Annotated in this window: 25 protein-coding genes and 1 tRNA gene; 11 read left to right on the top strand and 15 right to left on the bottom strand. The window is 61.0% G+C overall.

The features are described from left to right. Positions 1-8: 8 nt before the first annotated feature. Entirely contained in the window at positions 9-1,475 is a 1,467-nt protein-coding gene (locus CRD15_RS09465) for a glyceraldehyde-3-phosphate dehydrogenase (RefSeq protein ID WP_034976615.1), read from the top strand. A gap of 10 nt (positions 1,476-1,485) precedes the next feature. Here the strand turns inward: CRD15_RS09465 and CRD15_RS09460 are convergent, their stop codons facing one another. Then, positions 1,486-3,114: an aspartate:alanine exchanger family transporter gene (locus CRD15_RS09460; protein WP_187402401.1), complete on the bottom strand. Its 1,629-nt coding sequence runs from the start codon at positions 3,112-3,114 to the stop codon at positions 1,486-1,488. Positions 3,115-3,486: 372 nt separating this feature from the next. Here CRD15_RS09460 and CRD15_RS09455 point away from each other — a divergent pair, with 372 nt between their 5' ends. Continuing rightward, the gene (locus CRD15_RS09455) at positions 3,487-5,193 is read left to right on the top strand and encodes an ABC-ATPase domain-containing protein (RefSeq protein WP_187402400.1); all 1,707 of its coding nucleotides are present in this window, start codon (positions 3,487-3,489) and stop codon (positions 5,191-5,193) included. Here CRD15_RS09455 and CRD15_RS09450 read toward each other — a convergent pair. The 5 genes from CRD15_RS09450 to CRD15_RS09430 all read right to left on the bottom strand — a co-directional run bounded on the left by CRD15_RS09450 (position 5,190) and on the right by CRD15_RS09430 (position 9,756). Beyond that, positions 5,190-6,254, bottom strand: coding sequence for a glycerophosphodiester phosphodiesterase family protein (locus CRD15_RS09450; RefSeq protein ID WP_187402399.1), 1,065 nt, complete (start codon positions 6,252-6,254; stop codon positions 5,190-5,192). The genes CRD15_RS09455 and CRD15_RS09450 overlap by 4 nt on opposite strands. Before the next feature lie 91 nt (positions 6,255-6,345). Next, the gene (locus CRD15_RS09445; RefSeq protein ID WP_187402398.1) at positions 6,346-6,948 is read right to left on the bottom strand and encodes a response regulator transcription factor; all 603 of its coding nucleotides are present in this window, start codon (positions 6,946-6,948) and stop codon (positions 6,346-6,348) included. Then, the gene (locus CRD15_RS09440; protein WP_187402397.1) at positions 6,945-8,072 is read right to left on the bottom strand and encodes a sensor histidine kinase; all 1,128 of its coding nucleotides are present in this window, start codon (positions 8,070-8,072) and stop codon (positions 6,945-6,947) included. The genes CRD15_RS09445 and CRD15_RS09440 overlap by 4 nt, the downstream gene beginning before the upstream one ends. Next, positions 8,072-8,836 carry an ABC transporter permease gene (locus tag CRD15_RS09435; protein WP_187402396.1) on the bottom strand — a complete coding sequence of 255 codons (765 nt, stop codon included), beginning with the start codon at positions 8,834-8,836 and terminating at the stop codon, positions 8,072-8,074. The genes CRD15_RS09440 and CRD15_RS09435 overlap by 1 nt, the downstream gene beginning before the upstream one ends. Positions 8,837-8,838: 2 nt before the next feature. Next, positions 8,839-9,756 carry an ABC transporter ATP-binding protein gene (locus CRD15_RS09430; protein WP_187402395.1) on the bottom strand — a complete coding sequence of 306 codons (918 nt, stop codon included), beginning with the start codon at positions 9,754-9,756 and terminating at the stop codon, positions 8,839-8,841. 139 nt (positions 9,757-9,895) lie between these two features. Here CRD15_RS09430 and CRD15_RS09425 point away from each other — a divergent pair, with 139 nt between their 5' ends. Continuing rightward, a complete protein-coding gene (locus CRD15_RS09425) occupies positions 9,896-11,191 on the top strand; it encodes a glycosyltransferase family 87 protein (RefSeq protein WP_051879606.1) in 1,296 nt (431 codons plus the stop codon). On the opposite strand, the gene CRD15_RS09420 is transcribed toward CRD15_RS09425, so the two are convergent. Beyond that, positions 11,154-12,752, bottom strand: coding sequence for a cation:proton antiporter family protein (locus CRD15_RS09420; protein ID WP_034967707.1), 1,599 nt, complete (start codon positions 12,750-12,752; stop codon positions 11,154-11,156). The genes CRD15_RS09425 and CRD15_RS09420 overlap by 38 nt on opposite strands. Positions 12,753-12,872: 120 nt before the next feature. On the opposite strand from CRD15_RS09420, the gene CRD15_RS10060 reads away from it, so the two are divergent. Continuing rightward, positions 12,873-13,019 carry a hypothetical protein gene (locus CRD15_RS10060; RefSeq protein ID WP_202805474.1) on the top strand — a complete coding sequence of 49 codons (147 nt, stop codon included), beginning with the start codon at positions 12,873-12,875 and terminating at the stop codon, positions 13,017-13,019. An 85-nt stretch (positions 13,020-13,104) separates the two neighbouring features. Here CRD15_RS10060 and CRD15_RS09410 read toward each other — a convergent pair whose 3' ends face one another. Beyond that, on the bottom strand, positions 13,105-13,500 hold the full coding sequence (locus tag CRD15_RS09410; RefSeq protein ID WP_034967709.1) for a hypothetical protein: 396 nt from the start codon (positions 13,498-13,500) through the stop codon (positions 13,105-13,107). 519 nt (positions 13,501-14,019) lie between these two features. Here CRD15_RS09410 and CRD15_RS09405 point away from each other — a divergent pair. Both CRD15_RS09405 and CRD15_RS09400 read left to right on the top strand, forming a co-directional pair. Next, entirely contained in the window at positions 14,020-14,712 is a 693-nt protein-coding gene (locus CRD15_RS09405; RefSeq protein ID WP_034967712.1) for a type I restriction-modification system subunit M N-terminal domain-containing protein, read from the top strand. Positions 14,713-14,930: 218 nt separating this feature from the next. Further along, on the top strand, positions 14,931-16,562 hold the full coding sequence (locus CRD15_RS09400) for an ABC-F family ATP-binding cassette domain-containing protein (protein ID WP_034981901.1): 1,632 nt from the start codon (positions 14,931-14,933) through the stop codon (positions 16,560-16,562). A gap of 405 nt (positions 16,563-16,967) precedes the next feature. Here CRD15_RS09400 and CRD15_RS09395 read toward each other — a convergent pair. The 3 genes from CRD15_RS09395 to CRD15_RS09385 all read right to left on the bottom strand — a co-directional run bounded on the left by CRD15_RS09395 (position 16,968) and on the right by CRD15_RS09385 (position 18,371). After that, positions 16,968-17,044, bottom strand: a tRNA-Pro gene (locus CRD15_RS09395). Positions 17,045-17,113: 69 nt separating this feature from the next. Then, entirely contained in the window at positions 17,114-17,617 is a 504-nt protein-coding gene (gene rraA / locus CRD15_RS09390; RefSeq protein WP_034967717.1) for a ribonuclease E activity regulator RraA, read from the bottom strand. Positions 17,618-17,621: 4 nt separating this feature from the next. After that, on the bottom strand, positions 17,622-18,371 hold the full coding sequence (locus tag CRD15_RS09385; RefSeq protein WP_034993907.1) for a S9 family peptidase: 750 nt from the start codon (positions 18,369-18,371) through the stop codon (positions 17,622-17,624). A 72-nt stretch (positions 18,372-18,443) separates the two neighbouring features. On the opposite strand from CRD15_RS09385, the gene secA2 reads away from it, so the two are divergent. The 5 genes from secA2 (at position 18,444) to CRD15_RS09360 (ending at position 23,234) form a co-directional block, all read left to right on the top strand. Continuing rightward, on the top strand, positions 18,444-20,759 hold the full coding sequence (secA2, locus tag CRD15_RS09380) for an accessory Sec system translocase SecA2 (RefSeq protein WP_034976595.1): 2,316 nt from the start codon (positions 18,444-18,446) through the stop codon (positions 20,757-20,759). A gap of 71 nt (positions 20,760-20,830) precedes the next feature. Continuing rightward, complete coding sequence (odhI, locus tag CRD15_RS09375; RefSeq protein WP_005294594.1) at positions 20,831-21,265, top strand: oxoglutarate dehydrogenase inhibitor Odhl; 435 nt, start codon at positions 20,831-20,833, stop codon at positions 21,263-21,265. A 6-nt stretch (positions 21,266-21,271) separates the two neighbouring features. Continuing rightward, positions 21,272-22,009 (top strand): MerR family transcriptional regulator, encoded by a 738-nt coding sequence (locus tag CRD15_RS09370; RefSeq protein ID WP_034967726.1) that lies wholly within the window; start codon positions 21,272-21,274, stop codon positions 22,007-22,009. Further along, entirely contained in the window at positions 22,002-22,595 is a 594-nt protein-coding gene (locus CRD15_RS09365) for a hypothetical protein (protein ID WP_034967728.1), read from the top strand. Before CRD15_RS09370 ends, CRD15_RS09365 begins: the two co-directional genes overlap by 8 nt. Positions 22,596-22,721: 126 nt before the next feature. Then, positions 22,722-23,234, top strand: coding sequence for a MerR family transcriptional regulator (locus tag CRD15_RS09360; protein WP_034967731.1), 513 nt, complete (start codon positions 22,722-22,724; stop codon positions 23,232-23,234). A gap of 2 nt (positions 23,235-23,236) precedes the next feature. On the opposite strand, the gene CRD15_RS09355 is transcribed toward CRD15_RS09360, so the two are convergent. The 4 genes from CRD15_RS09355 to CRD15_RS09340 are packed head-to-tail and all read right to left on the bottom strand — an operon-like array spanning position 23,237 to position 26,964. Further along, positions 23,237-23,740 carry a hypothetical protein gene (locus tag CRD15_RS09355; RefSeq protein ID WP_187402394.1) on the bottom strand — a complete coding sequence of 168 codons (504 nt, stop codon included), beginning with the start codon at positions 23,738-23,740 and terminating at the stop codon, positions 23,237-23,239. A 23-nt stretch (positions 23,741-23,763) separates the two neighbouring features. After that, positions 23,764-24,603, bottom strand: coding sequence for a 3-methyladenine DNA glycosylase (locus CRD15_RS09350; protein ID WP_187402393.1), 840 nt, complete (start codon positions 24,601-24,603; stop codon positions 23,764-23,766). Then, complete coding sequence (locus CRD15_RS09345) at positions 24,596-25,639, bottom strand: hemolysin family protein (protein ID WP_187402392.1); 1,044 nt, start codon at positions 25,637-25,639, stop codon at positions 24,596-24,598. The genes CRD15_RS09350 and CRD15_RS09345 overlap by 8 nt, the downstream gene beginning before the upstream one ends. After that, positions 25,639-26,964 carry a hemolysin family protein gene (locus tag CRD15_RS09340; RefSeq protein WP_034993919.1) on the bottom strand — a complete coding sequence of 442 codons (1,326 nt, stop codon included), beginning with the start codon at positions 26,962-26,964 and terminating at the stop codon, positions 25,639-25,641. Before CRD15_RS09340 ends, CRD15_RS09345 begins: the two co-directional genes overlap by 1 nt. Between the last annotated feature and the right edge of the window lie 16 nt (positions 26,965-26,980).

The following is a 26,980-nucleotide window of genomic DNA, read 5'->3' as shown; positions in this document are numbered from 1 at the left end:
AGGTATAGATGACCGACAACGCGCACACCACGAGCGATCTGCACAGCGATTGGAACGAGCGGCTGGCTCTGGCACAAGAGATGCTGCCGCTGATCAGCCGACTGCACCGCGATAAGAACGTCGTAACCTCTATTTTCGGTCGACTGCTGGTCAACGTCACCGACATCGACATCATCAAGTCCCACCGCTACGCCCGCCGCGTGGTGGAAAAGGAGCTGCCGCTGGAGCAGACCCTGCCGGTTCTGCGCGAGCTGGTGGAAATGAACCTGGGCACCGCCTCCATCGACATCGGATCCCTGGCTAGCCGCTACAACAAGGACTCCGAGGGGCTGACCCTGCGCGAGTACCTGGAGCGCGAGCTGGCCGAGGTCATCGGTGGCCCGGAGCAGGTAGAGCTCCGCGACATCGTCCTCTACGGTTTTGGTCGCATCGGCCGTCTGCTGGCCCGCATCCTGGTTTCCCGCGAGGCTACTTACGGTGGTGCCCGCCTGCGCGCCGTCGTCGTCCGTTCCAAGGGCGAGGGCGACCTGGTTAAGCGTGCCTCCCTGCTGCGCCGCGACTCCGTCCACGGCGCCTTCGACGGCACCATCACCACGGATCACGAGAACAACACGATCTGGGCCAACGGCACCCCAATCAAGATCATCTACGCTAACAACCCGGCGGAGATCGACTACACCAGCTACGGCATCAACGACGCGATCGTGGTGGACAACACCGGCGTGTGGCGCGACCGCGACGGCCTGTCCCAGCACCTGCAGTCCAAGGGTGTGTCCAAGGTTCTGCTGACCGCACCGGGCAAGGGTGACATCAAGAACATCGTCTACGGCATCAACCACGGCGACATCACTGAGGATGACCGGATTCTGTCTGCGGCGTCCTGCACCACCAACGGCATCACCCCGGTGCTGAAGGTGATCAACGACCGTTACGGCGTGCAGCACGGCCACGTCGAGACCGTGCACTCCTTCACTAACGACCAGAACCTGATCGATAACTTCCACAAGGGCGACCGTCGTGGCCGCGCTGCTGGCCTGAACATGGTGCTGACTGCAACGGGCGCGGCGAAGGCAGTGGCCAAGGCTCTGCCGGAGTTCGCGGGCAAGCTGACCGGTAACGCTATCCGCGTTCCCACCCCGGATGTATCCATGGCAGTGCTGAACCTGACCCTGGATAAGGAAGTTGAAGCCGACGAGGTCAACAACTTCCTGCGCCGCGTTTCCCTGCACTCCACGCTGCGCCAGCAGATCGACTTCATTAAGTCCCCGGAGGTCGTGTCCACCGACTTTGTTGGCACCACTCACGCGGGCATCGTCGACGGCCTGGCCACCATCGCCAACGGTAACCATCTGGTGCTGTACGTCTGGTACGACAACGAGTTCGGCTACTCCAACCAGGTCGTGCGCATCGTCGAGGAAATTGCCGGTGTGCGCCCGCGCGTGCTGCCTCAGCGCGCCGGTGCACAGGATCTGTAAAGCTGCTGCTTTACAGCAGCATCAGTAGCAGTACCTGGCAGCCGACGATCTTGCCGATCATCGCTGCCGGGTACACCGTGGCATACCCACGCATGGGCAATTCAGTGCCCGACTGGTCGTTGAGGTAGCTGATCACCGCGGGGTTGGTAGATACACCCGCGGCCATGCCCATTGCCTCGTCCCATTTGAGGCGCAGTACCCACATTCCGGCCAGACCACAGACCAGGGCGGATACGACGGTAACGATCAGCCCCAGCGCGATGTATTTCAGGGACGAGATATCCGTCAAAGCGTCGCGGAATCCCGTGCCCGCGATAGTGCCCACGCCCGCCAGGAAGATCGCCAATCCAAGACTGCTTAGGGCCTTGTTGGCGTGGTAGGGGATTTGCCAGCCGATGGGGCCGGTGCGGGCGAGCGCGCCAAACACCAGACCCATGACAATCGGTCCGCCACCGAAGCCCAGGTTCAGTGTGGCGCCGCCCGGCAGGGGGATGGGGATGGCGCCGATCAGTAGACCGATGGCCAGTCCCAGCGTGAATGGCAGGAGGTTGACGTCCGCCAGGGAGCGCTCGGAATCACCCAGGAACTGGGAGACCTCGTCGATCCGGTGCTTCGGGGTGACCACACGCACGCGGTCGGAGTAGTGCAACACATCGTCGGGGCCGGGGACTAGGTCTTCGTCGCCGCGGCGCACGCGGGCGACAATGAAGCCGTGGCTGATCGGATCAATGTCCTTGATACTGCGCCCGGCGATGTTGGGGTTAGAAACTGTGATGCGGCGGTAGCCGATGTAGGACTTATCGATATCGATGTCCACCTCTTCGCCCAACGCGGCGGTGGCCCTATCTAGGGAATCTGGCGTGCCGGTAATAACCACGATCATCCCGGGGTAGACCTCCGCATCCGGGTAGGCCAGCTTGTGGTCTTTTTCCTGGACATCCTGTGTGGCGTGGTGCGGTCGGACCAATCGGGTGACGATGATCTTCGTGTCCGCGATCGTCCGCAGGTCGCGTACGCATCCATGAATGCCTTCGCGGAGACGGATTCCGCGGTGTTCCAGTGGGGCATGCAATACGCCCTCGTCGATCGCATCTTGGCGGTGGTTGACCTTGACGACCTTCGCGCCGATGGCGGCCACGGCGATTGCGCCGAGCACACCGCCGGGGTAGGCCAGGGAGTAACCGACCACTGGGTTGGCGGCGAGTTCCGGGTTGCTGCCTTCCAACATGTCAACGACGGCGGCCATGCCGGGCGTGGAGGTCAGTGCTGCGGCGAAGGAGCCAGTAGCAGTGGCTGCCTCCACTCCCAGCAGAGGCACGAGCAGCCATGTCATTCCCATCAGGCCGGCAAGTAGTACGACGACGAAGAGGATCATGCGCCACCCGCGCTCGCGGAAATCGGCGAAGAAGGCATGGCCTGCCGTCAGCCCAATGGCGTATACGAAGATGGCCAGGCCGAATTGGAACAGCAGCGGGGGAAGCTGGATGGCGGGTTCGAGGGTGGAGAAGATGATGGCGACGAAAAGAATTGCCGCCGTGCCCAGCGACATGCCACCAATTCGAAGTTTTCCAAATGCAAACCCGAGAGCAAGAATGAGGACGAGGGCGATCAGCGGATTTTCAGCGAGGAAGGCCAGCATGTCACCGATCCTATAAAGAAATCCCCGCCCACACGAGGTGGACGGGGATCAGTGAGAAACCTCAGAAGAAGGGGGATTCTTACTTGCCGGTGATCAGGCCAACCAGGCCAGCGATAGCGCCGCCGATTACCTGGACGAGGTTCTGGAAAAAGGTTGCAACGAGTTCAATCATGGGAGTGATCCTTTCGGTGTGTAGTGAGGCGCCTGTTGAGTGAGTGTGTGTTTTGTTAGCGCCTTCACCCATACAAACGTTCACTCATGAAAACTGTTACATCTCGTAAACAAATTTTCCTAAAAAATTCTTGAAGCTTACGTACCCGCAGGTCAGGTGCACACTAGAGCAGAACAAATTCTGTCCTTACTCTGGAAGCCATGGCACGCAACGAAACAGCAGCACGCAGCTTCAAAGATCTTTTCGACCATGCCCGCAAGTTAGACGGCGCGGGCTACGGGGCTTACAAGAAGCTCGCGGGGGCTTTCGGCGAGCCCGGGCTCACGCTGTCGATCGACCGCGTGCAGGCCGACCCTTACGCCAGCCCCTCGAAGATGCGCCTTATCCTTCCCATGCACGCCGCAGGGATTCCGCAGCATTTGATCGATGACCCTATCGGCAGGGTAGCGGTCGCGGACTTCCTAGCCCGCCGCATTCAAGCCGATGCCAACCGCCCGAAGAACGTTCACATCGGTGATATCGGCCAGCAGGTGTTGGAACGCACTCACGTCCTGGTCACTCCCGACCGCATCGAAGCCCGCCTGCTTGTTGGTCTGCCTGCCAAGGGCCGCCGCATCCTGGGCCGCCAGGCCGCCCACCTTCTGGCCGATGACCTGCCGCAACTCGCCGACGACTGCCTGTTTCACGACCGTTTTGACCCTGCTGACGCCCGTGCCCTCGAGGATCACGTGGCTCTGCTGCGCGATCAAGAGTTCTTGCGCGCCCAGCTAGCACCCCGCAAGCTCGTCGCTTTCGTCGGCAACGGCGCGATCCTCCCGCGCGCTGCAGGCGATAGCGACCGCCCGCTTGCCGCCTCGCAAGCCATGCCTTTCGAATCTCCAGAGTCTCTCACATACACCTTTAATCTCCCCAGCGGCCGCACCGTCACGGGCATGGGTATCCCGGAGGGGCTCACCGTCATCGTCGGCGGCGGATACCACGGCAAGTCCACGCTGCTGCGTGCCCTGGAACGCGGCATTTATCCCCACATCGCCGGCGATGGCCGCGAGTGGGTTATCTCCCGCGCCGACGTCGCCAGCGTCCGCGCCGAGGACTGCCGTCCCATCACCGGCGCCGACATCTCGCCGTTCATCACCAACCTGCCCACCGGCGCCGATACGCGCCGCTTCAGCACCACCAACGCCTCGGGTTCCACATCGCAGGCAGCCAATGTCGTCGAAGCACACGCCGCAGGCACGTCCGCGCTGCTCATCGACGAGGACACCTCGGCCACCAACTTCATGATCAGAGACCGCCTGATGCAGCGCCTCGTGCCGAACGACAAGGAGCCCATCACCCCGTTCGTGCAGCGCGTTCGCTCTTTGTATGACGCCACCTCGGTCTCCACCGTCCTTATCGCCGGCGGCTCGGGTGCCTATCTGCGACTGGCCGACACGGTCATTGCGATGGACGCCTACCGCCCCAGCGAGGTGACCGCACGTGCCCACGAAATTGCAGGGGACACAGGGGACACAGCGAGTACAGGGGAACCAGCTCAGAACCAGTTTCAGCACGGGGCCGCCGAGCGTGTCCTGGCTCGTGGAACCTTGAACTCACGCAAACCGCCGAAGCCCCGCGGGTTGTCCACGATCAGTGTGGACCGTTCCGACATTGACTTAAGCGCCGTCGGCCAGTTGGTTGCGCCCTCGCAGACGGCGGCCATCGCCGCGGCACTGGCGTGGCTGTCTAAAAACGCCGACGGCCAGACCCCGCTAGTGGATCTGGTCGCTCGCTTGGAACGCCACATCACCGAGAAGGGTCTGGCCGTGTTGGCGCCGGGGCGCGATCACCCCGGTCGCTTGAGTCGCCCGCGCGGGGCGGAAATCCTGGCGGCGGCGAACCGCTACCGGGAACTCAAGCTGGTTTAGAGAACCTGGAGCTTATTCTTCTTCACAACTTCCAGGCCTCGGGTCGGATAGTCGGTGATCAGGCCGTCGACCTTCGCGTCGACCATGGCCTGCATGTCGGATTTCTCGTTTACGGTCCACGGCAGAACCTGCAGCCCTGCGGCGTGGGCGGAAGCCACGTTCTCCGGGGTGACCAGCTTGTAGTCCGGGGACAGAATCTCCGCACCCATCTGGGTAGCGGCCTTGTTCACATCGCCACCCAGCTTGTCGTAGTCAACGTCACCGATCCACTGGGAGCCGGACTTCCACGTGGTGGCGTCATAAAGAAGAGCCAGAGAGATGTCCGGCTGGGCCTTGCGCACCAGCGGCAACGAGCGCCAATCGAAGGACTGGATGGTGGTGCGGGAGGTTGCCTTGTTGGCGCGCACGACTGGCAGGATCGCGTCGACGAATTCCTGCGGGGTGGCGGACTTCTGGCGGTCCTCGGCTTCGATCTTGGTTTCGATGTTGAAGCGCATCTGCGGATCGGTGGCCGCGATGTCGAAGACGTCTTGCAGCTGCAGGAGCTTGTTGGTCTTTTCCGCCTTGGCGTCTGGGTAGTCCTTGAGCACCTTGTTGCAGTTCAGGGTCTGCAGCTGCTTCCAATTCAGCTCGTGGACGAGCTTGCCGACGTAGGGGAACTCGGGGTCGTTCTCGGTGGCGGGCTTGGTGTCCGTGCACTTGTCGGCCTGGATCTCCGGGTCGTGCCAAACAACCGGAGTGCTGTCTTCAGCCAGGACGATGTCCAGTTCCAGGGTGGACACGTCCATTTTCACGGACTCTTCGAATGCCTTGCGGGATTCCTCGGTGTACTCGCCACGGCCACCGCGGTGCGACTGCAGGTCGAAGCCCTGCGGCTCCTTTGGCTGGGGCTTGGAGGAACCGGCAATGGAGGAGCCGATATTGAAGTTGAAAGAAGAGCCGGCAATGGAAGAACCGACAGTGGAGTTGGTTGCGGCAACTGCGGTGCCTGCGGAGCCGAGGGAAACGATGGCGGCCACTGCTGCGGCAGCGGTCTTGCGCCAGGTGAGGGGTGTTTTCATGATTTCCTAACTGCGATGTTTGAGTGCTGCGATTGAGCCGTGAAGTAACTCACACAAACCTAACAGTCGTTCAGCTAATCGGCAGCGCGAGCTAGATCCACCCATTCGTTTTCGCCAGGTGCGCCGCCTCGTAGCGATTTCCCGCACCCGTCTTCGACATAATGCTGGAAATGTGGTTGCGCACCGTGCCCGGCGACAGGTGCAGCGCCTTGGCGATGGAGGGGGAGCTCTTACCCTCGAAAAGCTGCTGACACACCTCGGTCTCACGTTCACTAAGGGGATTATCGGGCGTCAATAAGCTTTCCTGGGCAAGCGTCGGGTCGATAACGCGCAGGCCGGCATGGATCCGTCGGATAGCATCGGCGAGCTCCTCGGGAGGCGTGTCCTTAACGATGAATCCGTCCACGCCAACCTCCATGGCACGTTTCACGTACCCGGCCTTGCCGAATGTCGTCACGATCAGGCAGCGGCACCGATTCCCGGCCAGCTCCTTTGCGGCATCGATGCCGTTCAGCCCGGGCATTTCGATGTCCAGCAGAGCCACGTCGATGGGCTGCTCCTGCGCGAGAGCCACGGCCTCAGTCCCGGTCGCACATTCGGCAACGACTTCGATGTCCGGCTCCGCGTTGAGCAGCGCGATCAATGCTCCGCGCACCAGTGATTGGTCCTCGGCAAGTAATACACGAATGCTCATCGGGCGGCCTCCTCTGGCACTGCGCCGTCGTCGATTAGTTTGTCGTCGCCTTCCATAGCGATCAACACCGTACTCAGACCCCGTTCGCGGCGTACGATCAGCTGCCCGCCGGCTACCTCGACCCTCTCGCGCAGGCCGGCCAAACCGCCAGTACCCTGCGTGGCTTCACCGTTAAACCCGCAGCCGTCGTCGGTAACCTGCAGCTTGTGGGCATTGACGCTCACCCAGCACGCGCTCGCCCCGGAGTGCCGCACCACGTTCGTCGTAAGCTCACGCAGGCCCCAGGAAAACACTGTGTCGTGTGTGCCCGGTGCCTTTAGGAGTTCGGGGAGATGCGCGGTGACGCCCTTTGTTTCCAAAGCCCGGCGCGCCGCCTGCAGCTCTCCGGCGAAGGTTGGTGTGCGCATTCGGGTCACTGTCGAGCGCACTTCCGCTAAAGCTAAACGGGATAACTCGCTGATCTCTTTAAGCTCTTGCTTGGCCTGTTCGGGATTGTTCTCTATCGTCCGCCGAGCTACTTCGGATTTCAGGTTGATCACTGTCAGCGAGTGGCCCAAGAGGTCGTGCACGTCCGTGGCAATGTCCTCACGCTGCTGTGCAAGCTCCAGTTCGTGCCGCAGCTTGTGGCGGGATTCGTCGTATTGGCTGAAGATACCAAGTGCGACGAGTAGCAACGGCATGACGAAAAGCGTGAAAGCGGCCCAGTTGAGGTCCTCTGGTTCCCAGTACCACACTGCAGCCGTTCCGACTACTCCTGTGGCGATCACGATCGGAAGCGCCTTCTTCAACGTCATTGTAAAGCCCAGCATTGCTGCCAAGTAGGGAGCAAAGGTTGCTGCGCCAGCCTTGATTGCAGGTACGCTGACCAGCGCAATAGCAAGTAATATGCCCCATCGCAGCAGTGCCCGCGGTAGCTGCCCCCAGCCGCGCGGAAAGTATCCCAGCGAGCCGAACGCGTAGAAATAGGATGCGCCGAAAGCCAGCATGCATACCGTCATCCAGGCTTCGGCCCCGGTCCCGTATTCTTCCCCTGTGTAGACCTGTATTGCGACGGGAGCCAGGAATACCAACCATATCGAGGCGAAGATGGCGGCATTTAGCTGGAAGCCGTTGAAGGGGCGCATTAGCTTCGTCCTTTGTCCCGCTTTCCCATCAGCAGGCAGATTCCTACGAAGATCGCCGTCCATACCGCGATGCTAACCCAGGCGTACCACATAGGGTCGTAGAGCATGCCTCCACTATCCAGGGGCTGCGCGCCTTCGGCCAGCGGCCAGCGTACCAGCGTCATTGCACCGTACATCGGGGTAAATCGGCCAATGTCCAGCAGCGTTCCGCTCAGGGGCATAAACACGTTGCCGGCGAAAGCCAGGATCACAATGGATGCAGTGGCGATGGCCACCGTGTTCTCCTTCGGAATAGTCAGCGTCCAAGCTAGGCCGTAGAAGCCGAAGGGGATAGAGCACAGCACGCATGCGACAAAACTCAAAGCCCACTGATCGGCCTGCATGTGAGCCTTGGTTAGCCCGCCAACGACGAACACCGCCACGATCGGCAGCACCGCGCGCACGGCGATGCTTAGGGCGTTGGCGAAGACCAGCTGCCACGGACGTAGGGGAGTAAGGGCCAGCTGCCGCCCCCAGCCACTGCGGTTATCTGTAACGGAAGAACCCGCCGCACCCACCGCACCAACCACGCCGGCGTAGAAAGCCATGCCTAGCATGACGAATGCGGAGACGTTACCGCCGTTCATTTCCTGATCGCCGTATTCCTGCATTGCGCCGAAAAGCAGGTAGAAGAAGATCGGCATGCCGATGCTGAAGAACAGGGTGGTCATGTCCCGGCGCAGGCGTAGTAGCTCGTGGCCGGCGAATTTTAGGGTGGTGCTCATTGTTAGGCCTCCTGGTGTTCGTTCGTCAGCGCGAGGAACGTGTCCTCTAGGCTGTGACTGGTGATGTCGAGGTTGCGGGCGTCAGTTTCCGTCAACAGGTACCGGGCAAGCGCGTCAGAGTCGTTGGTCGTCATCCGCAGGCGGCGGCCGTTTACTTCGCTTTTTATGACGCCCCTAAGTCCCGACAACTCGGGGAATCCGCCCGGGAACTCGGCGCTGACCACACGGTTGGCGCTCAGGTTTCGCAGCTCGTCGGTGGTGCCATCGGCGATGATCTCGCCTTTATTCATCAGCACGATGCGTTGAGCGAAGTTGTCCGCTTCCTCTAGGTAGTGGGTGGCAAAGATGATCGTGCGGCCCAGCTGGGCCTGGTGCTTCATGGAGTCCCAGAAGCGGTGGCGTGCGCCGGCGTCCATACCAGCGGTGGGTTCATCGAGGATGAGGATGTCCGGGTTGCCGAGGATGGCCAGGGCGAAGCGAAGACGCTGCTGTTCGCCGCCGGAGCACTTGCCTACGCGGCGCTTGTAGATGGGTTCCAGGTTTGCCTGCTCGATGACCTCGTCGAGGGGCAGGTGCTCCGGGAACGCGGCGGCAATCATCTCCACCGTGTCTTTCACAGTCATGTCGTGGAGCAGGCCACCGGTCTGCATCAGTGCGCTGATGTTCTGGTTGTACACCGCCTGCTTGGGGGAGAGGCCCATGACCTCGACGGTGCCGGCGGTCGGGGAGGTAAGCCCCAGGATCAGGTCCACCAGGGTGGTCTTGCCCGCGCCGTTGGTGCCGAGCAGTGCGATGATCTCGCCCGGGCGAACGCTGAGGCTTACGTCCTTCAGCGCGTGCACTGGTTTGTTGGATCGTGGGTTGAAGGTCTTGCTGATTCCGCTTACTTCTATGGCGTGTGCCAGTTGTGTTGTGCTCATGGTTTTCACGTTATTTCGCCGACGAAGGGGGCGCGCATACCGTTCATCACGAATTGCACCATGACTTTTGTCATGCCTTTTTTGCAGACTCCCGCACCGCCTAAGCGGGTTTTTGCATCCTGCGTTTTAAGGTGGGGCTGTGAAAACCGAGTCCACCACCAAGAGGCTGCCGGGCGCTTTCGGCGCGTTCGTGGCTTTCGCCCTGCTCGCCGCGTATGCGGTCTACCGGCTCACTCTGCCGGAAACTCGCGCTTCCTGGTTCACAAATCTCTTTAAGTGGCCGACGGACTTTAAGGTCTATTACAACGCGGCGGTGGCTCTGAACAGCGGGCAGGAGCTGTACTCCCAGCCTTTCGTAGGGGGCCTTCCTTTTACGTATCCGCCCTTTTCCGGCGCGATCTTCAGGGTGCTGCCCTTGGCCCCGTTCGAGGTTGCGGCGAGTATCTGGTTGGCGCTCACCGCGTTGGTGCTTTTCGCGGTGATTGTCGGTGTTTTCCGCGAGCGTGGTTATGCCTGGTCCCCGGGGCTAATCCTCGTTTCCCTGGCGGCGCTAGTCGCTTCCATCCACCTGGCCCCGGTTTTCGGCACCTTCTTCTGGGGCCAGATCAACATCTTCCTCATGGGCTTGGTTGCCCTGGATTTCCTGCGCAGGCGCACCGGCAACAAGGGCGGCGGCGTATTCAGTGGTGTGGCCGCCGGCATTAAGCTCACCCCGGTCTTCTTCTACCTGCCGTTGTTGCTGGGCAGGCGCTGGCGCGCGATGGTCTACATGACCCTCACGATCCTCGCGACCGTCGTCATTGGCTTCCTGTTCGTCCCGGACGCCAAGTCTTTCTGGCAGACCAAGATCTTCGAAACCCAGCGCATCGGCGGCGAGGACAATCCCGGCGCGCAGTCCCTCGGCGCAGTCTTGCACCGCCTCGGTTACGACAACACGGTGCTGTGGCTCGTCGGCGTTGTCGCCATCGTGGTGCTGTACAGCATCGTGGTCCTGGGCTGCTACCGTCGCGGTAACTACTCGATGATTATGGCCCTCGGCGGCGTTGTCGCCTGCATCATCTCGCCGTTTAGCTGGTATCACCACTGGGTGTTCTTGGTACCGCTCTTTGTCGTTTTTCTGGACGCCGGGTTCCGGCTGGTACAGGCGGTCTCAGACAAGGTGAAGGGAGTGCTGGGCTGGGTTGTTGAGCAGCTCCTGAGCTTCGCAGTGGTGGCGGTATTGACGGTGGTGTTCCTGCCTTTCGTCAGCAACGCCACGTCCCGCAGGTTCGGCTTCTTCGGCCAGGGCGTGGCTCACGATAACCCGCTGTGGCAGGGCGCCTTCACCTTCCTGGGCGTGGCCTTCGTCGTGGTGGCTGCGGCGTACTATGCGGTGCGGTATTTCACGGACCGCCGTGCTACTGGGACCGAGCGCGACGCTGCTGATTCTCTGTAAAGGTGCGTTCGGCGAGGGATTCGCCGGCACCGTCCTGAAGGTGGACAACAACGTTGATCCCAAGTTCTTCGAGTTCCTCGACATCCTCGCGGTACATGGCCACTGAACTGATGGTGCATTCCTCCGGATTGATGTTGGAGGCAAAAATCTCCTTTACTGCGTCTACGTTGGCGTGCTGGGCGGGCATGGCAAGCATGATCATGTCGATCTGGTGGCTGTCCTTCACACGCTCCCAGAAGTCGATATCTGTGGCGTCGCCCTCCACAACGTTGTAACCGCGCTCCTGCAGGTGGCGCACTCGGGCGGGGTCGTGCTCCACGCCCAAGACCTTCGTGCCGTAGACCTCGGTGAGTTCGTTGTAGCAAGACACCCCCAGGCGGCCCACGCCGAGAACCAGGGCGTGGGCATCGCCGAGTTTGATGGGGCGATCCTCTGGGTGGATCTTGTGCGGCGGGCGCGTCGGGAGGCGCTTTGCCAGGCGTGTTGCCCGCGAGACACTCTGCGGGTTCAGAATTGCGGAAATGACGAAGCTGAGGGATACCGCGAGTACTAGGGAAAGCAGCCAGCGCTGGTTGAGCCAACCGTCACTTACTCCGAGAGCAGCGATAATGAGCGCGAACTCCGAGTAGTTCGCCAACAATAGTGAAGCGAGAACGGAGGTGCGATTGCGCAGTCCGAGGCCCCACAGGATCGCCCAGTAGGCGATGCCTTGGACGGGCAGCAGAATGAGCAACAGGGCAGCGTCGGCGAGGTTTTGCAGGTTTGGTAGACCCAGGAAGCCGATGTTGACGAAGAAGCCAACCAGCAGTAGCTCCTTGAGGGTAAACAGGGAGTGGCTGAGTTGTTCTGCGCCGGGGGAGCGGGAGAGAACCACGCCCATGATGAGGGCTCCGAGGCTACCGGAGAGCCCCACCCATTCGAAGAGTGCGTAACCCGGCAGCAATGCCATAACGATGCCGAACAGGGAGCCAAGCTCGCCGTGGCCGAGCTTGTACCAACGGCGGGTGGTCAATGCCAGCAGCGGGACAATGGCGACTAGCAGCAGGGAGGCCAGGCGTGGCGGTTCGCCCCGAAGGATGCTCATGAACGCGACGGCCAGAATGTCCTGCATGATCAGCACGCCGACGCAGATGTTGCCGTAGAGGGCTTGCTCGTCGCCTCGGTCCTGCAGGATCTTGATGACGACGATGGTGCTGGAGAAACTCAAGACCAGAGCGATATTTACGGCCACGGAGAAATCGGTGGGGCCGAAGGCACCGAGGGCGCCGAGGCCGGTGATGAAGCCAGCACCAATAAGCGTCATCACGAGAACATGAGCGCTCGCGGTGAGCCAGACTGCCTTATCCGTCAGCGCGCGAAGATCCAGGCGTAGGCCGATGGCGAAGAGCATGAGGGTCACACCGATATCGGCGAAAAGGTCCAGGGAATCAACGTGTTCCACACCGGCCGCGTGGAGCGCGAAACCGGCTGCGAGGAAGCCAATAAGGGGTGGGAGCCGCACGGCCCAAGCAATGAGGCCACAAACGAAGACCACACCGAGGTAAATCAGCAAGAGCTCCATGGATGTAGTCTACCTCACAGGGGCTGGTAACTCGCCAATGGAGGCGATTTCTACCCCGAGTGGGGCAGATAGTATTGAAGGCACACGACCTGCGGCGGTTTTCAGGACAGGAGGTGCGCTGTGAAGCCGATTAGCTATACCGAGTATGAATCACTGTGGGAAACTGCCTACCTTTTGCGCTCTCCCGAGAACGCTCGCCGCCTCCTCGGTTCCATCGAGAACCTGGAGCGGGGGCGCGGCGCCCACCACGCCCTCATTGAGGACTAATGATTCTCGTTTGAGATGAGTCTGCCTTGGGGGGACTATTTGTGGTGGCAGACGGCGGATCGCCGCTACCACTACGGGAGCTGACTTAGAACGGGTAGTCCGTGGCATCGGGCGTCAAGAAAAGAACGCCAACGACCGTGCCCTCTCTGCTGACGGCGATCCGAGACATCAGTTCGCCGGCTTCGTGGTTGAGCGTCGAGACGACGACAGAGGTGCCCGTGCTTTTTGCGGAGAGTGCTTCTGACTCCGGTGCCGCGTTGCGGTCTCCCTTGATGGGGACGATCGTCTGGTCGGTGATCTCCTGGAGCTCGCCGAAGTCGGTCAGGATTGATGTCCAAACGTCCACGATGACGGACCAGGGGAGGTCCTCGCGGACGTGCGGATCGAGCATTTCAATGGTTTCTGCTTCTTCGCCCTTGGCAATGTGGCGAATGAGCTTGTCGGAAATCTCTGGGAGCTTGTCGGTTGATACTGGGGCCATGGTTTCTCCTGTAAAGGGGTTTCGCACCGCACCGAATCGTTTAAAGGCTGCCTGGCGGGAAACATTGAGCGCTTGCCCAATGTCCGCCCATGAATGTCCTGCATCTCTTGCTTGCGAGACGGCATCCTCCAATTCGTGTTCGGCGAGGCTGACTGCTTGCAGTGTGTGTCGGATATTCGTCAATGGATCCATGACAGTTAGTCAACCATAGGTTGACAGGTGTGTCAACCAGTAGTTGACGTTGGGGAGGAAGGTCGTTCTTAAGTCTTGAAGCAGTGAAGTGGGGTAGGTGTAGCGCGTTAGAGAGTGGGAGGGGTGGCTAAGGGTGGTTTATAAGGCAAGACAGCAAAGCTTGAAGGATTGAAGCTGTTCGATACTTCGTTCGAACATAGCAGCACGGTGTCTATCGGGGGTGATGCACTAGAAGGCGAGACAGCACGTGCGTGTCTCGAGAACGATTTTGGACAGTGCGTTTACCGTAGGGGCACTGAGACTTTCGGCCCAAGGAGGCATGCCCGGATGAGTACAGCGGAACTCAATCAGTCCGCCGTTTGGAACACAGCGGACAAGTTTCTGCGCTCCATCGTCGAGCCTGAAGATTACGGAGACTATATTCTGCCGATGACGGTGCTGCGACGTCTTGAGTGCATTCTCGCCCCGACCAAAGATGAAGTTCTCGACCTGGTATGGAGTCTTCAGGAGGAGGGCTTCAGCGACGAGATGATCGACTGGGAGGTGCAGGCTCGCTTTGGTCTTTCCTTCTATAACTCTTCTCGCCTGGACTTGCCGCGGATCGCGCAGCTCGACGACCATGTATATGAGGCGCTGATGGATTATGTCGGTGCGTTCTCGGCCTCTGTCCGCGACGTGTGGGATGCTTTCGATTTCGCGGTGAAGATGAAGACTCTCGACAGTGCCTCACGCCTGTGGCCGGTGGTCAAACACTTCGCCACCATCGACATGAGTATGGAGGCGCTGCCGGATGCCCAGATGGGTGACCTCTTCGAGCACGTCATGTACAAGGCATTCGACACCAAGGGCAAAGCCGCGGGTGCGTTCTACACTCCGCGTGACGCGATCCGGCTCATGGTGGATATTCTTTTCGCTTCCGACGACATCGGACTGGCCTCGGACGGTGCTTCACGCACCGTGTACGAAACTTTCTTGCCACGACGGATACAAATGCGTGCGAACTGCGTTTTGGTCGTCTGATTGGTTCAAAACGGAGGCAGCTGGTCAATTCAGCGTTTCGCCCCTATTACGGAGCCGCTTGAGTCTCAGCGAATCGCGTATAATCGCGTATAATTAGACTGGATTCGTCGACTGACGACCTACCCGAACCGAGGAGCGTGTAATTCCGGTGAACATGTGATCTCCACTCAGCTCTGCTGAGACGTGACTGAAGTTACTTCTTCCTATTGGAGATTACTATGCCCGAAATTTTGCTCGATTCTATTTCTTTTTCATTCGGCTCCCGCCTCATTCTCGACCGTGTGAGTTTGCATGTGCCAAACGGTGAACGCGCCTTTTTGATTGGCCCGAACGGGGTCGGCAAATCCACCCTGTTAAGGGTCCTCACTGGTGAGTTGACGCCTGATTCGGGCCGAATTGTTTCTGGGCCTGTTCCTCAGCACGTTCCCGATCCAGAGTCTTTCGACGGCAGCGTTGCGCAATTCCTTGACTCGGCGCTTAAACCGTTTAATGAGCTACTCACGCGCTTCGACCAAGCCACAGAAGCCATGGCAGCGGGAGACACTCATCTAGCAATGGAGTTTGACCAACTTCTTGCCCGGTTGAACGCCCTTGATGTGTGGTCGTTGGATGCACGAGTGAATGAAACACTCGCAGGACTGGGACTCGTAGATTTCATGGGGTCGGGAAGCAATCGAATGATGCAGACCCTTTCGCCAGGTCAGCGTGCACGCCTGAAACTGGCTACCCTGCTGATGATGCGACCTGAGGTGTTGATCCTAGACGAGCCGACCAATCATCTCGATCATGAAGCAGCCGATTTCCTCACTGGTGTTGTCAAGAACTGGAACGGCCCTGTGCTCGCTACGAGCCACGACAGATCTTTCATCAACGACACCGCCACTGCCATCTACGACATGGACATCACCGTTTGGCAAGAACTCGCCAAAGCGGACGGACAGAAGGTCGTGGGCTTGTACCGCAACGCAGGGGACTACACGCACTACCTGCTGGCGAAGAAGACTGCCCGTGCAAAACACCGACAGATCCACGCCGCACAGCAAGCTGAGAAACGCGAGCTACACGAGCATCGGCGCGAAAGCATGAAGATCGCCCGTGGTGGGGTTCGGGTTGAAACCGCAACTCGCAAAGAGAAGAAGTTCTTCACCGATCGCGCAGCAGCCACATCGGCAAAAAGAACCCGAAGTGACGACGTCCGCCTGGAACGCATTTCAGAGCGAGAGATACGGAAACCCCGCCACTACAACCTGGCGTTCCCCTCCCTCAAGATTGACCCCGGAACTGGTTTGGCCGTCTCGCTCAGAGATGCGACAGTGGCAGGTCGGCTTTTGCCGGTTACGTTCGATTTAGGGCGAGGCGAGCACCTCCTCGTGACAGGAGAAAACGGGGCGGGTAAATCAACCCTGCTTAACTGGATCGCCACAGGAAACGCACCCGAGGGGACTATGAACAGTGGCACCCTCACCCGTGATGATCCCGTCGGCGTGGTGCCGCAGACGCTTCCTGATGGTTCAATTGCAGGATTTGACTCGGAGAGGTGGCAAGATGGCGTCGGCGAGGCTGGAAAAGGAATTCTGCATCCTTCAATGTGGAGCACTCCCATCGTGAACTTGTCTGCAGGGAATCAACGCCGGGCTCAATTTGCAGTCGCCCTAGCGAAACAACCAGCTTTGTTGATCATTGATGAGCCAACTAACTACCTTGATTTGGAATCGATGGATGCACTCGAGAACGCGCTACGGGACTGGCGAGGAACTCTCATCATCGCCAGTCATGACCGTTGGCTGATTGAACATTGGCACGGACGTCATCTCCACCTCACTTCTGTTCACCAGTCAGCATCGACATGAGACTTGGGAGTCCTCCCTAAATGTGAAGGTCAGAGTTCCTTTCTTGTCGACCTTGGCGTACTCGCCTCGGATTACCGCGTCGGCGAGGGCGTCGATATAGACGGAGGGCTTGGGTGAGGGCGGTGTGGGCTTTGCCGGTGGCGTCGGGGGAGCACCCTTGGAAGTGCCGAGGAGCTGCTTGCCGGAATCAAAGTCAACAACCTCGTGGACCGAGCGTCACAACGGGTTGCCTTAGATGCGGTCGCTCAGTCATTTTTGATAACGACGAAGTGATCGAAGGCCTGCCATATGTAAAGAAGCCTTAGTTATTCTTTGTAGGTCAGTGCCAGCCCAATACCTGCACCAAGGAGAGTTATTCTTTTTCTGTGGTGATGGTGAGGTCATGCCCCCCCAGAATAATGAAATTGGTCGGACTGACAGGATTTGAACCTGCGACCCCTACACCCCCAGTGTAGTGCGCTACCAAGCTGCGCCACAGTCCGCCGAAGCCCTGTAAAAAAGGCAACGGCGATAGGTTACCCCACTCCCATCGCCGTTATGAAATCCCCTGCTTATACCGGCTGCACAGCCTTGTCGGTAACGATAATGCCGTCCGAATCGCAGTAAATGTATTCGCCTGGGACAAAGTCCACGCTGCCGAAGCTCACCGTCACGTCGCGCTCGCCCTCACCGGTCTTGGTGGACTTACGCGGGTTGGTGCCCAGCGCCTTGCAGCCGAACTCCATCTGGCCGATCACCTTGGAATCGCGGATCGGCCCATTAACCACCACTCCGGCCCAGCCGTGATCCTTGCCCATGCCTGCAATGATGTCGCCCACCAGTGCGGTGTGCATCGACGCATCGCCGTCGATCACTAGCACGCCACCCGGGTTATCCTCCTGCAGCACCTTCTTCAGCAGCGCGTTGTCCTGGAAGCACTTCACCGTGGTGATCTTGCCGCAGAACTCCACCACACCGCCCAGGTCGCGGAACTGCGTATCGCAGCTGCGCACGTCGCTACCAATGATGTCCACCAGGTCGGCGGTCGGAATAAAAGTCAGTTTTTCTTCAGCCATGCCCCTACTGTAGGCGCAAGCTCTCCCATGCTGCGATGAATTCGCCCACTCGCTGCCCGGATCCTCTTTGCAAAAGCAGGTGATCCATGCCCTCCAACGCCACCCAATCCGGTTTCGGCAAAGCCTCCCGCATCGCATGCGCCTCTGCCACTGGAACTACCAGATCATCGGGGGAGTGCAGCACCAGAGACGTGGCGTCACTAGAAGAAACAGCGGCAACGGTATCGGCAAAATCGGCCGTGGCGAGCTCATCCAGCAGCGCCTGCCCCAAAGAAAGCTCCCGTTGGCGCTCGAACATGTGCATGATCTCCGGCGCGCGCTTCGCGGTATCCCGCAGCTCAAAAGGGGTGCCGATGGTTACGATGCTTTCAGCCGAAGGAATCGCCGCCGCCGCCCGTTGCACCGCGGTGCCTCCCAGCGAATGTCCCACCAACAACTCCGCCCCGCCGAACCACTCGGCGGCAGCCTGCACGTCGGACACATTCGTCGCCAGCGTCGTCTCCTCGAACCGCCCCTCCGAATCACCCAACCCCGCAAAATCGAATCGCAGGCTCGCATACCCCGCCCGCGCCAGCGCCTTGGAAATGCGCGCCACCCCAATCGCGCTGCGCGTGCACGTAAAGCAGTGCGCGACGACCGCCCGCCGGGGTGCCTCCTCCATCGTCACATCTCGCGGCATATCCACCGTTCCTGCCAACTGCCAGCCATTTTCGGTGGGAATTGTCACGTGAACGGAGCGAATCGTGCGGGTCATGGATCGCCTCTTGCCATTAGTCGGTTAACGTGGTCAGTACATTTTTACATCTCTCACTCGAAGGGCACATTCATGGCATTTGACTGGTTCTGGAAGGCAATGGGATCTTCCCCGAAGAAGAATCAGAAGAAAAGCCGGGCCGTGGTCGCTCAGGCCGACTCGTCGCGCTACTCGGGGCTAAGCGATGAGGAGCTTCGCGACGCCGCCTCGGACGTCGTCACCAAACAATCCACTAGCGAGGATGGCCACCATTTCGGCGGGCAGGTAGACGACGCTCCAGCGTTGCTCGGCATTCTCCGCGAGGTAGCCAGCCGCACCCTGAACATGGAGCCCTTCGACGTGCAGATGCAGGGCACCTACCGCCTGCTGCACGGCGACGTGGTGGAGATGGCCACCGGTGAGGGCAAGACCCTGGCCGGCGCGATGGCCGCCGTGGGCTTCGCACTGCAGGGCAAGCGCGTACACGTCATCACGGTGAACAGCTACCTGGCCGGTCGCGATAACGACTGGATGGGCCCGATGTTCGACTTCTTCGGCCTGTCCCACGGCGCGATCAACGAGGACCTGACCGCGGACCAGCGGCGCGAGGTCTACTCCCGCGACGTAATCTTCGGCGCCATCAACGAGCTTGGCTTTGATGTGCTGCGCGACCAGCTGATTACCCGCCGCTCCGACCAGGTGCGCACCCCGGCAGACGTGGCCGTGATCGACGAGGCAGACTCGGTGATGGTCGACGAGGCCCTGGTGCCGCTGGTCTTGGCCGGTTCCGAACCAGGCCCCGCGCCCGCAGGCCGCATTACCGACCTGGTCAAGCGGATGGAGGAAGACAAGCACTTCCACATCTCCGAGGATCACCGCAACGTCTTCCTGACCGACGAAGGCTCGGCCTTCGTGGAAAAGCAGTTGGGCGTGGATTCCCTCTACGAGGACGAAGGCGATCTGCTGGTGCAGGTCAACGTTGCCCTGCACGCCGAGCACCTACTGATCCGCGACGTGCACTACATCGTGCGTGAGGGCAAGGTTGCTCTTATTGACGGCTCCCGTGGACGCGTCGCCGAACTGCAGCGCTGGCCCGACGGCCTGCAGGCCGCAGTGGAGGCCAAGGAGGGCCTGGACGTCACCGACGGCGGTCGCATCCTCGACCAGGTCACGATCCAGGCACTGGTCGGCATGTACCCCGAGGTGTGCGGCATGACCGGCACCGCGCTGGCCGCGGGCGACCAGCTGCGCCAGTTCTACAACTTGCAGGTCTCCGTGATCGAGCCGAACGTGCCGAACGTCCGCTTCGACGAGGCCGACCGGGTGTACGTCTCCGCCGCCGAGCGCAACGACGCAGTGGTCAAGCACATCATCGAAATCCAGAAGACCGGCCAGCCGCAGCTGGTGGGAACTCAGGATGTCGCGGAATCCGAAGAACTGGCCGAGGCTTTGCAATCCGCTGGCGTGGAATGCTCCGTGCTGAACGCGAAGAACCACGAGGCCGAAGCGGCCGTCGTCGCCGAAGCCGGTCGTCCGGGGCGCGTAACCGTCTCCACGCAGATGGCCGGACGCGGCACGGACATCAAGCTGGGTGGCACCGACGAAGCAGAGCGCGACGAGGTCGTGGAGACCGGCGGCCTGCATGTCGTCGGCGTGGGGCGCTTCCGTTCCCAGCGCCTGGATAACCAGCTCCGCGGCCGCGCAGGCCGCCAGGGCGATCCGGGCAGCTCTGTGTTCTTTGTCTCCTTGGAAGACGACGTGGTCGCTATCGGCGGAGCAGGGGAGGAGCTGCAGGCTCAGCCTGAGGACGACGGCCTGCTGCCGCAGAAGAAGGTTCTGCAGTTCGTGGACCATTGCCAGCGCGTGACCGAGGGCCAGATGCTGGACATCCATGCCACCACGTGGAAGTACAACAAGCTCATCAAGGATCAGCGCGACATCGTAAACGACCGTCGCGACACCTTGCTGGATACCGCCGCAGCCTGGGATGACTTGAGCTACCACAATGTCGACCGCGCTGCGGAGCTCAAGAAGCAGGGCATCAGCGAGGAAGTACTAGAGCAGGCCGCCCGCGAGATCATGCTTTTCCACCTGGATAACGAGTGGTCGGAGCACCTGGCCTACCTGGACGATGTGCGCGAGTCGATCCACCTGCGCGCCATCGCCCGCGAATCGCCGATCGACGAGTTCCACCGCATGTCTATCGCCGCTTTCGGCGAGTTGGCCGAGCGCGCGGTGGAAAAGGCCCGCCAGACTTTTGACGAGGTCGAGATTACCGCCGAGGGTGCCCAACTGGGCGACCTGGGTCTGCATAAGCCCAGCGCAACGTGGACTTACATGGTGAACGACAACCCGCTGTCCTCCTCCGGGGGGTCTGTGATGGGATCTATCGTTCAGATGTTCCGCTAACTGCTTTAGGGTATTGTTAGACGTATTGTTAAAGCCGAACCGATTAGTTCGAATGAGAGGACTTTAAAGCCATGAGCGATAACACCGGAGTGCCGGAGGCATCTGTCGAGACCACGTCGGTCTTCCGCGCAGACCTTCTAAAGGAGATGGAGTCTGGTTCTCAGCACGATGCCTCTCCCGCCGGTGTGGAGGGTCTTCCCGAGGGCTCCGCGCTGCTGGTCGTGAAGCGTGGCCCGAACGCTGGCTCCCGCTTCCTGCTGGATCAGGAGACCACCGCGGCTGGCCGCCACCCCGATAGCGACATCTTCCTGGATGATGTCACCGTTTCCCGCCGTCACGCAGAGTTCCGCCGCAATGGCGACCAGTACGAGGTCGTCGACGTCGGATCCCTGAACGGCACCTACGTTAACCGGGAGCCGAAGAACTCCTCCGTTCTGTCTAACGGCGACGAGATCCAGATCGGTAAGTTCCGCCTGGTGTTCCTGAACGGTTCGAAGGAAGCCTAAAGAAAAGTGAGCGCACAGAGAAGCCACGCTAGCGCTCCCGCCCCTTCCTCCGCCCCAGCCGGTGCGGTTCTTCCCACCTCGTCCATCGGCGATGTGCTGAAGCAGTTGAAGCCGGACTTCCCGGACGTCACCGTCTCGAAGATCCGCTTCCTGGAATCCGAAGGGCTGGTTAGCCCACGCCGTTCGCAGAGCGGCTACCGGCGCTTTTCGCCAGAGGATATTTCGCGGCTGCGTTACATCCTTACCCTGCAGCGGGACGAGTACCTGCCGCTGAAGGTTATCCGCCAGCGCCTGGAGGCAATGGATTCCGGCAAGGTCACCCCGGTGACCGCCGCCCGCAAGTCCGCCCCCGGCGCCATTTCCGCCGAACAGATGCGCGCTGCCCAGTCCCGCCGACTGACCCGCGCGGACGTCACGGCGCGTGCCAACGTGCAGGATTCCTTCACCGGCGCACTCATCCGCATGGGGCTGATCACTGCTGACCCGGCCGGTTTCTACTCGGTCGACGACGTGGAGATCGTACAGATCGCGCAGAACCTGACCGACCACGGGCTGGATAATCGCCACCTGAAGTCGCTGCTGACCATCGCGAACCGCCAGCTGGACATGGTGTCCCGCATCGCCGACCCGCTGGCCCACGGTCGCGACGAGAACGCAAAGCAGCGCTCCGCCGAAACCGCCCGCGAGATGTCCGCGCTGATCATTTCCCTCAACACCGCTCTGGTGAAGGGCAACCTTGGATAACGGCAAAGGCACCGAGGTCGTCTTTCTCGGCCGCGCGGTCGCCAGCGCCCTTGGTTGCGGCAGTCCGGTGGCTGACTGCCTTATCTTTATGACGCCCCAACGCACCCACATCCTGCCGATCTGGGTAGAACCCACGGTGGATTTGGGCGGGCGCCCCACGGATGCCGAGGTACTGGCGAATATCCTCAAAAACGACGAGGCGCGCGACCCCTGGTTTGCCCGCATCGCCACCAACTCCCGCGGTCAGATGACCGCCGGCCTGGTGCTGGAGGAGGGGGAGTCCGAACGCTACATCGACCTCCGTCCTTCCACCCTGGAACCTCTGTGGCACGCGGGTGTGCTTTTCGACGTGCGGGTGGCTCCAGGAGTGGAAAGCGCACTGATCCGCGTGAACCCCGCCTGGGTGGAAGAGCTGGAAGCGAAGCTCAAGCAGGTGGACGAGGATGGCGACCAGGTGGACTTCCTCCTCGACTGGGATCCGGCGGAGATGGGCTTCAGCGCCAGCGACAACGCAGACTCCGATTTCCAACAGATGTGGGAGGGCCTGGGTCTATCTAGCGACCTCGACGACTGGTTGAAAGAATGACACGCGTGTTGTTACACGTGTGATTTTTGTGACTCGTGTTAAAGTAATTCTCGGCTAGCGGTTGACTATGTCGCGAACCGGTCTAATCTTTAGAAGAGAATTGAAATTACACCAGGAGTCTTTCCCATGCAGGATGCCCTTTTCGACGTCCATGGCCCCGATGACGAGGTCGGCTACCGAGTGCCGATCGCCTGCCAGGTAGCTGGCATCACTTACCGCCAGCTGGATTACTGGGCACGCACCAAGCTGGTGCAGCCGAGCATCCGCAACGCCGCGGGCTCCGGCTCCCAGCGCCTGTACTCCTTCCGCGACATTCTGGTGCTGAAGATCGTCAAGGGCCTGCTGGATACGGGCATCTCCCTGCAGAACATCCGCAAGGCGGTAGAAAAGCTGGAGAACCTGGGCGTCGACGACCTCGCCGGCATCACCCTTGTCTCCGACGGCCACACCGTCTACGAGTGCCGCTCCTCGGAGGAAGTCATCGACCTCCTCAACGGTGGCCAGGGCGTATTCGGCATCGCTGTCCCGGGGCTGATGAAGGAACTCACCGGCACGATTACTTCCTTCCCCTCTGAGAAGGTCGTCCAGGACGCGGCTATCGACGAGCTCGCCGAGCGCCGCCGTCGCCGCATGGCTTAGACCTAGAACTGCCTTAAGAAAGCTCCCCGCGCCCGCTGATCCAACTCGGGCAGTGCCTTGTCCCGCAACTGTGGGGCCAACACACCATTTTTCTCTTCTCCGATCTCCACCTTGGAGACCGCCAAGGCCTCGTCGGCCTTCTGCCGATCCGCCGGCTGCCACAGCGCGGCGCCCGGATGACCGCCCTCACCCCATGCCTTGTACGCGGCAATGGCCTCCGCATCCGGCTTCTCTACCGCCTCCGCCTTCAGACAGTGGTCCAACTGGACCTCGTTGGCCTCGTTAAACTCGTCGACCTTCGGCTGCAATCCAGCGGTATCCGCAGCCCACACCTGCACCACGAAATCCCCCTGCGGGCATTCCGGCGCCGCCAGCTGATCCTGGTTGTTGCGCGCCAGCACGATCCACCCGACCACCATCACTGCGATCACAATCACTGCCGCCAACGCAGCCCAGATCCATCCGGCGATCCGATAGTTCTGCTTCCCGCTTGCGTGACGTGCCACGATTGAATCCTCCCGGTAGTTTTCTATCCAGTGTAGGCCAGCAGTTGCTTGCGCAGGCGCTGCCCGCGATCCATCAGCCCCTTTTGTCGCTGCACGTACTCCGCCCGTCCCGCGGCCGTTTCGATCCGCACGGGCTCGAACCCCCATTCGCGCAGGTCATACGGCGATGCCTCCATGTCTAGCCGCCGTACGTCGCATGCCAGCTCGAAGCTATCCAGCCATACCTCGCCGGGCACCAGCGGCCCCAGCTTTGTCGCCCATTTGTACAGATCCATGGTGGCGTGCAGGCAGCCCGGCTGTTCCAACTGGGGCTGCGCGTCGCGCGTTGGGGTGTGGGCGTTGCGGGGCGCGGCGGCGTCCGTAAAAAAGCGATAAGCGTCGAAGTGCGTGCACTTCAACTGCGAAGCCTCAACAACCTCGTCGGTACCGGCCGCACCCAGCCGCAAAGGCTCGGGGTGGCGTGGCGTGTCCTTGTAGACCATCGCCCACTCGTGCAGCCCGAAACAGCCGAGCACGGGCGGGTGCCGGTACGTTGCCTCCAGCAGACGCGCGATATAGCGCACCGTCTTGCCCCGCGCTGCCAGGTGCCGCTCCACGTCGAGGGTCCACACATCGCCGCGGCGCACGTAGTGGTCCTTGTAGTGCGGCAGGTCGTCGTTGCCGTCCCACACCACACCCTTATTGACGCCCGGATGCCAGCGGCTCAACTTCCCAGGAGTAATGGGGTAGTAGGTGAACATGAAATCCCATACCGGGTGCCGTTCACCCTCCGCGCGGCGCTGGCGGTGACCCTCAGTTAGGCGCTGTACGCGTTCCCGGTGGGCGGCCTGTCTATCGCGCCAGTCGTGCAGTACCTCAGTCATGGGTCCAGTCGCGGACGGTGCCGACGAGCTCCTCGATGATGTCCTCCAGCGTGATCATGCCAATGATCTGGCCATTGGTACCTTCCACCGCGGCGATGTGGCTAGAGGTGCGCCGCATGTTTCGCATGGCAACGTCGAAGCTGGAGCCGGACTTTACCCGCAGCAGCGGGCGAATGTCTGTGGTGTCCAGCTGCCCGTTGGGTTCCACCAGATTGTCCAGCACGTCCTTGACGTGGACATAGCCGATCCACTTGCCCCTCTTGTCGGTGACGGGGAAGCGGGAGTACCCGGTTTCCTGCACCGCCTTCTCCACGGCCGCGACCTGCATGCGCGGGCCTTCCTGCAGGATGCAATGCACGTCGGCGAGGGGAATCAGCACCTCGTCCAGCGTGCGGCGGGAAGATCCCAGCGCCTTGTTCAACCGGGTGGCTTCCTCGGGGGCGATGAGCCCCTCGGAGCGGGAATCCTGGATCATGCTGGCCAGCTCGGACGGGGAGACGGTGGAGTCCAGCTCGTCCTTCTGTTCCACGCCCATCAGCTTCAGCGTCTGGCGAGCGATCCAGTTCAGCAGCTGCATGATCGGGTTCGTGACCTTCACGAACAGCAGGTGCAGGGGCACCACGAACGTCGCCACGGTCTCCGGCCCGGCCAGAGCAATGTTCTTCGGCACCATCTCGCCCAGGATGATGTGCAGCATGGTCACCAGCAGCAGGGAGATCGTGAAGCCGACCGGGTGCAACAACTCCGGCGGCATTCCCAGTGCCTCGAAGGGCGCCTCAATCAGGTGCGCGATCGCGGGTTCGCCGACCTTACCCAGCAGCAGGGAAGCGATGGTGATGCCGAACTGCGCGCCCGCCAGCATGATCGACAGGTGCTCCGCGGCGTACTGCACCCGCTCGGCGCGCTTGTTGCCCGCGGCGATCATGGAATCCAGGCGATCCTTGCGCGAGGAAATCAGTGCGAACTCCACCGCCACGAAGTACCCGTTGAGTGCCAGCAGGAAGACGGCGAGAACTATGGCCCAAATGTCACTCATTAGTTTGCCTCCTCCTCGGTCAGCGGTCGCAGCAGGACTCTATCCACACGGCGGTTATCCATCTCCTTGACCGTGGCGCGCCAGCCGTCGGGCAGCAGCACTTCGTCACCCTCGGTGGGGATGCGACCCAGCGTGGCCATGATCAACCCGCCGAGCGTGTCATAATCGCCATCCGGCGCGGTGTATCCCACCGCATCCGGCAGTTCGTCGGTGCGCACCAGCCCGGAAACCTCCCAGCTGGTGCCCGCCTTGCGGACCTCCTTGTCCTCTTCCGCGTCGTCGTGCTCGTCCCACACCTCGCCGAGGATCTCCTCGACCACGTCCTCAATGGTCACGATCCCGGCGGTGCCGCCGTATTCGTCTACAACCATCACCAGCTGCGAGCCCGCGGCCCGCACCCGGTTCAGCACGTCATCGCCACTCAAGGAATCCGGCACCGAGGGCACGGCCTTCATCAATTTATCCAGTGTGGTGGTGGGGCGTGCCTCGTGGGAAATGGTCAGTGCGTCCTTCACGTGCACCACGCCCGCGGTATCGTCCAGATCCCCGCGCGTCACGGGGAAGCGCGAGTGGCCGGTCTCTAACGCCAGCTCGATCAGATCCTGTGCGGTGTCCTCGACAGTCAGAGATTCGACGGTCGAACGGGGTGTCATCACATCCTCCGCTGAGGCGTCACTAAACCGCAGCGACAGGTCCAGAATCCGCGCCTTCGACTCGGTGAATCCACCGTTGCCCGTTGAGTTACGCACCAGCGCCGATAGTTCTTCGGCCGATCGTGCGGACGCCAACTCGTCCGCCGGCTCAATCCCCAGCCTCCGCACAATCGCGTTGGCCATCGCGTTCATCCCGTTGATGAACCACTTCAGCGCCACGTTGAAGGCCCACACCGGCCGGATTGTCGTCCGAGCGGTATCCAGCGGATTGGTGATCGCCAGGTTCTTCGGTACCAGCTCGCCGAAGACCATCGACAGCACCGTCGCCACGATCAGTGACAGCACCAGCGCGATAGGCATTGCGACGGCTTCGCTCAGCCCTATTAGCTCCAGCAGCGGGTTGAAGAATTTCGCCAGGATCGGCTCCGCCAGATAGCCGGTGGCCAAGGTAGTGATCGTGATGCCCAGCTGCGCCCCGGACAGCAGGAAGGACAGCTGCCCGTGCGCCCTTTGCACCAGCTTCGCAGTGCCGTCGCCCTTGGTGCGGGCGTGCTCGTCGATGGTGGAGCGCTCCAGCCCCGTCATCGCGAACTCCACGGCCACGAACAGGCCCGTAGCGCCCGTCAGCAGCACAAATAGCACTAGCCCGATTATGGAAAGCAGTATTTCCACTTGAGTAATTCGACTC

It is taken from the genome of Corynebacterium sp. LK28 (assembly GCF_014335105.1).
Taxonomy (GTDB): domain Bacteria; phylum Actinomycetota; class Actinomycetes; order Mycobacteriales; family Mycobacteriaceae; genus Corynebacterium; species Corynebacterium macclintockiae.
This window is presented reverse-complemented; position numbering and strand designations above follow the sequence as displayed.